Here is an 8,203-nt window from a genome sequence, read left to right as displayed (position 1 = left end):
GCGAGTTCGACGGCGTCCGCCTCCCCGCGCGCGGCCGCCCTGGCACCGACCCGGGGGGGGGCCCCCCCGCGGGGCTGGGCGGCCCCCCCGCGCCCCCCCCCCCTAACCAACGCCGCCCGCCGCGCGCGCCCCCGCCCGGCCCCCCCCCGCGACAGGAGTGGAACACCTCAACAGGGCTTGCGCCAGGCGTTCAGGTCGAGCTTCTTCTGCATCGAACTGAAGCCCAGCGACTTGGCCTTGGCGCAGAACTGACCCGTGTCGAGCTTGTACTCGACGTGGAAGACCGCCTTGCCCGCCTTGACGAACGGCGCGACGCGGTCGCACTCGTCGAACTGCGAGCACTCCTCGTTGACCGCGAAGTCGAAGTCCGGCAGCAGTGCGGTGATCTGGTCCAGGTCGTTCTTCAGGCCGATGGCCAGGCCGCGTTCGTGCGCGAGCTGCGCCAGCATCCGGTTGTACTTGAGCTGGTCGTCGGGGGTCAGCGGGAATCCGCTGTTCTGGTTGTAGGCCTCGATGGTGTCCGGCTCGACGGCGTCGAAGCCCTTGCCCTTGCACATGTCGAAGCGGGCGGCCATCAGCGGCTTCAGCTGGTCGAGCTTGCGGATGTCGAACCACTTCTCGCCCTTCCAGCCGGTGTCCGAACCCTGCAGGGCCTTGGCGAAGGAGGCGGAGTCGGGGCGGAAGTCCTCCCAGGAACCGGCGTTGATGTAGCAGATCACCTTGCGGCCCTTGGCGTGCAGCGCGGCCACCACCGAGGCGTCGTTCTCGAAGCCGTCGATGTCGTAGACCGGGACGTCCACCGACTGGTCCACGGGGCCGCCGCCGAGCTGCCACTGCCAGGCCAGGCCCGGGGTGGGCTGCCAGCGGGCGCCGGTCGGCTGCGGGGCGGTGGTGCCCGGCGGGGTGGTGCCGGGCGGGGTGGTGCCCGGGGGAGTGGTGCCGCTCGGCGTGCCCGGAGCCGTGCTCGTGGGGTCGCCGGGCGGAGTGGGGGGCGGCGTGCCGTCGGGGGTGCCCGGGGCGGTGGCCGCGGGCGGGGCGCTGGGGGAGCCGTCGGCCGAGTCGTCGCCGTCATCGGAACCGGAGCTGCTGCACGAGGTGGCCAGCAGGGCGGTGGCGGTGGCGAGGGCCAGAGCGGCCGGCAGGAGCCGGTTGCGGCGGTTCACGGTAGTCGAACTCCGGATCGGGTCAGGTCAGTTCAGCGGCGGTCAGACCGTACGGCAGGGTGCGCCACGGATTGTCCCCGGCGCCGGGCACGGCGCAGCCGACGCCGGCCCGCCGGGCGGTGATCAGGGCGCTCGCGTCCTGGGCGTGCTCGGGCGGGACGTCGTAGACCAGGTGGCAGAAGCGGGAGGCCGCGTGCCGGCCGGTCCACAGCGGTTGTGTCATCGCGCGGTAGGTGTCCCAGTCCCCCTCGAAGGTGACCAGCAGGTCGGCCAGGCCCACCTCGGCGTAGCCCGGGTCCGGGTGCTCGCCGTGACCGAAGATCACGGTGCCGCAGCCGGCCGCGCGGGCCGCCGTGGCCAGCCGCCGGTAGTGCGCCAGCGCGCCCGGATGGGTCGTCACCTGGTCGAGGTACACGCCGGTGATGCCGTGCCGCTGGCGGTACGTCAGGATGTCCGCGACCACGGCCGCGTGGGGCCTGCGGCCGTAGTCGGTGTCGGCGTACCCGACCAGCGGCAGCCCGGCCGCGCGCAGTTCGTCGGCGGCCTCGGCGAAGACGTTGTCCGGGACCTCGCCCGGACCGTCGGCGAGGTTGAGCACGACGGCGGCGATCCGGTCGGGATCGGCGGCGGCGACCGCCCGCCAGGCCGCCGGGTCCACCGCGGGGTGGACGTACAGCGGCACCAGCAGGCGGCCGTCGGGGACGTGCCCGGTGGTCATGCGACCACCGGGGTCGGCGTGGGCCCGGCGGAGCCGAGCCACAGGTCGCGCAGGGTGTCGGCGAGGTCCGTCTCCGGGTGCCAGCCGAGCTCCCGGGCGGCGGCCGACACGTCGGCCTGCTGCCAGGAGACCGCGGCCGAGCGCTCGGAGCCCGCCCCGCTCTCGTCGATCCGGCCGGTGAAGCCGGCCGCGGCGACCAGCCCGTCGGCGATCGCCCGGACCTGCTTGGCCCGCCCGGATGCGAGGTTGAGCACCCGGGGGAGCGGACGGTCGGCCGCGACCGCCAGACCGACGGCCTCGGCGACGTCGCGGGCGTCGACGAAGTCGCGGTAGGCGGAGAGGTCGCCGACCGTCACCACGCCGTCGGCGCCCTCGGGCGCCACCCTGCGCAGCTCGGCGGCCAGCCGGCCGGGCAGCGAGCCCGCCGGTGCGCCGGGGCCGACCGGGTTGAACACCCGCAGCACCACGGCGTCCAGCGGCGAGCCGGTCACCGCGAGGGAGCCGGCCAGCTTGGTCGCGCCGTACACGCCGACCGGGCGGGCGTCGGCGTCCTCGGACAGCGAGCTGCCCTGTGCGCAGACGCCGTACTCGCCGGCCGAACCGATGTGCACCAGACGGGCCTTGGGGGCGCCGAGCTGCAGCGCCTCGCAGAGGACCGCCGGGCCGCGCGCGTTCACCTCGGCGAGCTTGACCGCGCTGCCGGCCACCGCGCCGGCGAAGTTGACCACCGCGTCGGGGGCCAGCGCGGCCAGTTCCTCACCGAGCGGGCCGGCCTGGGCGGTGGCCAGGTCGAGCCGCAGGTCGTGGGCGGGCCGCCGGCCCGCGGTCAGCACGGTGGCACCGGGCAGCGACCGCAGGACGGCGGCGGCGTGACGGCCCAGGAAGCCGTCGCCGCCGAGGAGCAGAATTCTCACGCGGCCCGTCCGTCGTTCTCGGCGCCCGCGGCGGCGGGCTCGTCGGCGGTGTCGTCCGGGGCGGTGCGGGCGGCCGGGACCGGCAGCTCCGCGACGCTCGGCGTGACGACGGCCGACTCGAAGGGCATCAGGACCGGGCGGATGGTCGAGAACTCGGCGTTGGCCCGGTCGTAGTCGTCCGGCCGGCCGATGTCGAGCCAGTAGCCGCCGAACTCGTACGCGGACGGCGGGGTCTTGGCGGCCAGCAGGTCCAGCACCAGCTCGTCGAAGCCCAGCGGCAGGCCCGGGGTGTACTTGGCGAGCGCCGAGCGCGAGACGCCGTACACGCCCATCGAGACGCGGTAGTCGATGCTGGGCTTCTCCTGGAAGCCGGTGATGCTGCCGGAGTCGCTGGTCAGCACGCCGAAGTCGATCTTGACCTGGCGGGCGTAGGTGGCGATGGTCAGCGGGGCACCGGACGACTCGTGGTGCTTGAGCACCCCGGCGAAGTCCAGGTCGGTCAGGATGTCGCCGTTCATCACCAGGAAGTGCTCGGGCAGGCGGTCCTGCATGGTGAGCAGCGGGCCCATGGTGCCGAGCGGGCTGTCCTCGACGGCGTAGCCGACCCGCAGGCCCCACTGGGAGCCGTTGCCGACGTAGGCGCGGATGATGTGGCCGAGGTGGCCGATGGCCAGGGTGACGGACTGGAAGCCCGCGGCTGCGAGCTGGCGCATCACGATCTCCAGGATCGCGTGCTGGTCGCCGATCGGAACGAGCGGCTTGGGGAGCGCGGTGGTGTACGGGCGCAGACGAACGCCCTTGCCGCCGGCCAGGATCACTGCATGCATGGTGTTTCCCCCACGGAAAGGATGTGCAGGACACGAACCTTGGTTACCAGGACGAGCAAGATCGCGAAGGCGGTCAGACGTTGTAGATGTCGGTCTTGTAGCGGGCCAGGTTGGCCGGGTCGCGGAAGAACTCGATGGTCTGCTCCAGGCCCTGCTCCAGGCTGAACTGCGGGGCCCAGCCGGTGGCCGCGCGCAGCCGCGACGCGTCCGCGACCAGGCGCATGACCTCGGAGTTGGTCGGACGGATGCGCTGCTCGTCCTCCTTCACCACCAGGTCGACGCCCATCAGCTTGCCGACCAGGGTGACCAGGTCGCCGACCGAGATCTCGCCGCCGGTGCCGGCGTTGAAGGTCCGGCCGACCACCGACTCGGCGGGCGCGGTGCCCACCGTGCGGAAGGCGTTCGCGGTGTCCTTGACGAACGTGAAGTCACGGGTCGGACGCAGGTCGCCGAGGGTGATCTCGGTCTGGCCGGCCGCGACCTGGGCGATCACGGTCGGGATGACGGCGCGCATCGACTGGCGCGGCCCGAAGGTGTTGAACGGGCGCAGGGTGACGACCGGGGTCTCGAAGCTGGCGTGGTAGCTGTCGGCCAGCCGGTCCCCGCCGGCCTTGGAGGCGGCGTACGGGGACTGGGTGTTGATCGGGTGGTCCTCGGTGATCGGCACGGTCTGCGCCGTCCCGTAGGTCTCGCTGGTGGAGGTGTGCACCAGACGGGGGATCTCCAGGTGGCGCACCGCCTCCAGCACGTTCAGGGTGCCGGTGACGTTGGTGTCCACGTACGAGTGGGGGGCGCGGTAGGAGTACGGGATCGCGATCAGGGCGGCCAGGTGGTAGACCGCCTCGGTGCCCTTGACCAGGCCGTTGACCGAGCCCGGGTCGCGGACGTCGCCGAGGACGATCTCGACCGAGTCCAGCACCTCCTCGGACAGGGTCTCCAGCCACCCGAAGGAGGAGAAGGAGTTGTACTGGACCATCGCGCGGACGTGGTGCCCGTCGGCGACCAGGGTCTCGACGAGGTGTGAGCCGATGAAGCCCTCGGCTCCGGTAACCGCGACGCTGCTCATGCGGAAATCGCTTTCTCGATCTGTCGGGGCGGCCGGACGCTCTGTGGTGGTCGGCCGCCGCCGGTTCGGTTGGTGACTCGGGTGGAACGGGTACGGCGGTGCACGCGAAGTGGGCGTGCGGGATATTCGAAGTGGTGCGGAGATGGTGCCGACGTGGTTCCGGCGTGGTGCGGGTGGTTCAGCGGTGCTGGGTGGTGCGGCCGAGCACGGGCCCGGCGATGGCGGTGAGGACGACGGCGGCCGCCCCGCAGCCGATGAGCTGCAGGACGATCGGGTCCGCACCGGTCAGCAGCCCGGTGCTCTCGGCACCTGCGGCGGCCAGACAGATGAGGGCGGTGCTCCAGCTGAACCCGAAGGCGTTCAGCAGCAGCGCCAGCCAGAGCGAGCCGCCCAGGAGCAGCATCGCGCCGAGCTGCGGCACGCCGAGCGTCGGGGCGCCCGGCCACAGCACGGTCGCGGCGGCGTCCAGCGCGGCCACGGTGGTGAGGTAGATGAACAGGCAGCCGAGCAGGATCCCGCCGGTGCGGCGGGTGAACTGCCCGGTGGTGTGGCTGGTGCGCAGCGCGGCCACCGCCATCGCCCGGTAGCGGAACAGCAGCCACTCGGCGAGGCCGAGACTGAGCGTCAGCGCGATCATGGCCGGTCCGGTCGGCGTGGTCGGCGTCCCCTGGATGGCGTGGCCGCCGGTCCGCACCGCCTGGTGGATGGTCGTGCCCAGGCCGGCGATCAGCGTGAGCGCGCCGCAGGCCAGGCCGAACAGCAGGTGCGGGACCTCCTGGCGCAGCGGCAGCTTCAGCTCGACGGACTCGCGCTCGCCACCGCGGACGCAGGCCAGCAGCTCCCGGACGGAGAGTCCGACCGCCAGCAGCACCGAGGTGAGCAGCACGACCGTGCGGACCACCTGCGGGACGTCCGCAGCCAGCACCACGCCCGCACCGACCGACGCCGGCGCCAGCGACAGCAGCAGGAACTTCTCCCGCCCGAGCACCAGCAGCACGGTGGCCGCCGCCAGGTAGCAGGACTGCCCGGCGGCGAAGCACAGCGCCCCGAGCGGCCCGCCCACCACGTACGCGGCGGCGGCCGCGATCAGCGCGCCGAGCGGGGCGCCGACGGCCAGGCAGACCGCTGCCTCGCGGCGGCGGAGCCGGCCCAGCCAGCGGTACGCGCGGTGCGCCAGGGCCTGGTTGAAGCCCCAACTGACCAGTGTGGCGATGGACAGCGCGAGCATGCCCGAGGGCAGGCCGAACCGCATCCGGGCCGTCGCGAACAGGTTGGCACCGAGCAGGTAGCCCAGGCCGGGCAGGGCGAACACCAGTCCCCGCACCACGCAGCGCCAGGGGTCGGCCCGCCAGGGGTTGGCGAACTCCGAACTCGGGCCGGGGTAGCGGCGCTGGACCTTCTCGAACAGCTCCTCGGCGACGGTGAACGCGTCGGGCCGGCCGTACAGCAGGGCCGCCTGCTCGTCCGACAGGCCGTCGGACTCCAGGAAGGCCGCGATCTCGTACGGGTGGACGGCGTCGGCGCAGATGTCCTGCAGGCGCTCGGCGAGCTCGTCCAGCGGGTCCGCGGAGAGACCGAGCTGCTCCTCGGGCCCGGGCTCCGGCTCCGGCGCGGCGGGACGGCGGAGCTTCAGCGGCAGCGTGCGCAGCTGCATCGTCCGCTCGGCGCCGCCCTCGTCGGGAACGAGACGCAGGGGACCGCTCATGCGCCCACCTCGCTGCGCTCGGCGGCCGCTTCGCGGAACGCGCACCTCTCGATCATTCGCTTGCTACGCGCACTCATGCGCCCACCTCGCTGCGCTCGGCGGCCGCTTCGCGGAACGCGCACCTCTCGATCATTCTCCCCCAGCCTTCGGCCGGGGGGACCCCCATGCTTCGCGCGCTCATGCGCCCACCTCGCTCGGTTCGGGCCGGGCGGCGGCGAGCTGCTGGTCCCAGTCGGGGCTGGGGACCTGGTCGGTGACGGCCACCATGCCGCCGGGCATCCAGCGGGAGGTGCCCAGGAGTTCGGTGTAGATGCCGCGGAAGCCGTCGATGTTCTGGCGGAGGGTGAACTGCTCGATCACCCGCAGCCGGGCCCCCTCGCCGAGCCGGGCGCGCCGTTCGGCGTCGCGCAGCAGCTCGATCGCGGCGGCCGCCATCGGTTCGGGCTCGCGCGGCGGGACGACCAGGCCGGTGTCGCCGACGGCCTCGCGGACGCCGCCCACGTCGGTGGAGACGGTCGCGCGGCCGCAGGACATCGCCTCGATCAGGGTGAACGGGAAGCCCTCGCTGATGCTGGAGAGCATGACCACGTTGCCCGCCGCGTACGCGTCGGTGATGTCGGCGACGCGGCCCTCGAAGGCCACCGACTCGGCCACGCCGAGTTCGGCGGCCAGGGCTATGCAGCCGTCCCGGTACGCCTCGCCGCCCTTGGGGGTGCCCCCGAAGAGCCGCAGCCGCGCCTCGGGGATCTCTCGGTGGACGATGGCGAAGGCCCGGATCAGCGTTTCCAGGTCCTTGATCGGGTCGACCCGGCCGGCCCAGCTGAGGGTCGGGGTCTCGGGTTCGGGCCCGGCCGGCGGGAAGGCCGCCGGGTCCACTCCGTTGTAGACGGTGCGGATGTGCGCGGACGGGGTGCCGCCGCGTTCCTCCCAGCGCCGGTTGTACCGGTTGCCGGGGGTGACCAGCGCGGCCACCCGGTAGCTCTCCTCGGCGAGCATCCGGTAGAAGCCGAGCAGGAGGGCCTTGACCGGCCAGCGGTACGGTCCGGTGCGGTAGCCGAGGTAGCGCTCGCGCAGGTAGATGCCGTGCTCGGTGAGCAGAAACGGTACGCCGTACTGCTGGGCGGCGATCAGCCCGGGCAGGGTGGCGAGGCCGCCGCTGGCCGCGTGCGCGACGCCGTCCTTCGGCGGCTCGACCGAGAGCGGCCGCAGGGCGTGCTCCAGCAGGTCGGTCGCGTTCAGCGCGTCGTGCAGGGTGGGCCGGGAGACGGCGGTGGGCAGGTAGTCCCGCGTCCACACGTGCTGGAGGGTGCGGAGCGCTCTCTCGCTGCGCAGCGCGGGGCTGAGCAGCCCGCGCCGGGCGAGGTCGGCGAAGCCGTACAGCTCGGTGCCGAAGTGCGTGGTGTAGACCGGGTCGAGGATGGAGTGCAGGAAGCGCTCGTACGCGTTGAGGAAGCGCCGCATCTCCTTGCCGCGGGGCGGCCCGGCCTCGGAGGCCGGTCCCCACAGCGGAGCGGTCGTGACCGACCGTACGTTGGCGGGCAACTCCCAGGCCAGTGCTTCGTGGCCGGTCCCGGTGACGGCGATGACGTCGAAGTCGACGTCCGGCATGCCTTGAACGAGCTGGTCGCACCAGACACTCACGCCGCCGTGCTGGTGCGGATACGTCCCCTCGGTGAGCAGGGTGACGCGCATTCCTGTCCCCCCTCCTGTTCTTGCGTCGGTTCCGGCCTGGGTGGCCGGAACGGGAGCCGTGGCGGGGGGGGGGCGGGGAGGGCGCGCGCGACCCCCCCCCCCGGGGGGTGGGGGTTAC

Annotated in this window: 6 protein-coding genes and 1 pseudogene; all 7 read right to left on the bottom strand. The window is 73.3% G+C overall.

The window, feature by feature from the left end; genetic code table 11:
• Nucleotides 1-167: 167 nt before the first annotated feature.
• Entirely contained in the window at nucleotides 168-1,163 is a 996-nt protein-coding gene (locus tag ACFV04_RS34280) for an endo alpha-1,4 polygalactosaminidase (protein ID WP_380534788.1), read from the bottom strand.
• A gap of 22 nt (nucleotides 1,164-1,185) precedes the next feature.
• Nucleotides 1,186-1,881: a spherulation-specific family 4 protein gene (locus ACFV04_RS34275; protein ID WP_360253785.1), complete on the bottom strand. Its 696-nt coding sequence runs from the start codon at nucleotides 1,879-1,881 to the stop codon at nucleotides 1,186-1,188.
• Entirely contained in the window at nucleotides 1,878-2,795 is a 918-nt protein-coding gene (locus ACFV04_RS34270; protein ID WP_380336848.1) for an NAD-dependent epimerase/dehydratase family protein, read from the bottom strand. Before ACFV04_RS34270 ends, ACFV04_RS34275 begins: the two co-directional genes overlap by 4 nt.
• A gap of 125 nt (nucleotides 2,796-2,920) precedes the next feature.
• Nucleotides 2,921-3,622, bottom strand: a pseudogene (locus tag ACFV04_RS34265) (NDP-sugar synthase); the annotation flags it as partial.
• Nucleotides 3,623-3,695: 73 nt separating this feature from the next.
• Nucleotides 3,696-4,688: an SDR family NAD(P)-dependent oxidoreductase gene (locus tag ACFV04_RS34260; RefSeq protein WP_360253781.1), complete on the bottom strand. Its 993-nt coding sequence runs from the start codon at nucleotides 4,686-4,688 to the stop codon at nucleotides 3,696-3,698.
• A gap of 178 nt (nucleotides 4,689-4,866) precedes the next feature.
• Entirely contained in the window at nucleotides 4,867-6,393 is a 1,527-nt protein-coding gene (locus ACFV04_RS34255) for a hypothetical protein (RefSeq protein WP_380534785.1), read from the bottom strand.
• A 177-nt stretch (nucleotides 6,394-6,570) separates the two neighbouring features.
• Complete coding sequence (gene pelF, locus ACFV04_RS34250) at nucleotides 6,571-8,085, bottom strand: GT4 family glycosyltransferase PelF (protein WP_380336844.1); 1,515 nt, start codon at nucleotides 8,083-8,085, stop codon at nucleotides 6,571-6,573.
• Nucleotides 8,086-8,203: the final 118 nt, after the last annotated feature.

Source organism: Kitasatospora sp. NPDC059599 (assembly GCF_042735125.1).
GTDB lineage: Bacteria > Actinomycetota > Actinomycetes > Streptomycetales > Streptomycetaceae > Kitasatospora.
This window is presented reverse-complemented; position numbering and strand designations above follow the sequence as displayed.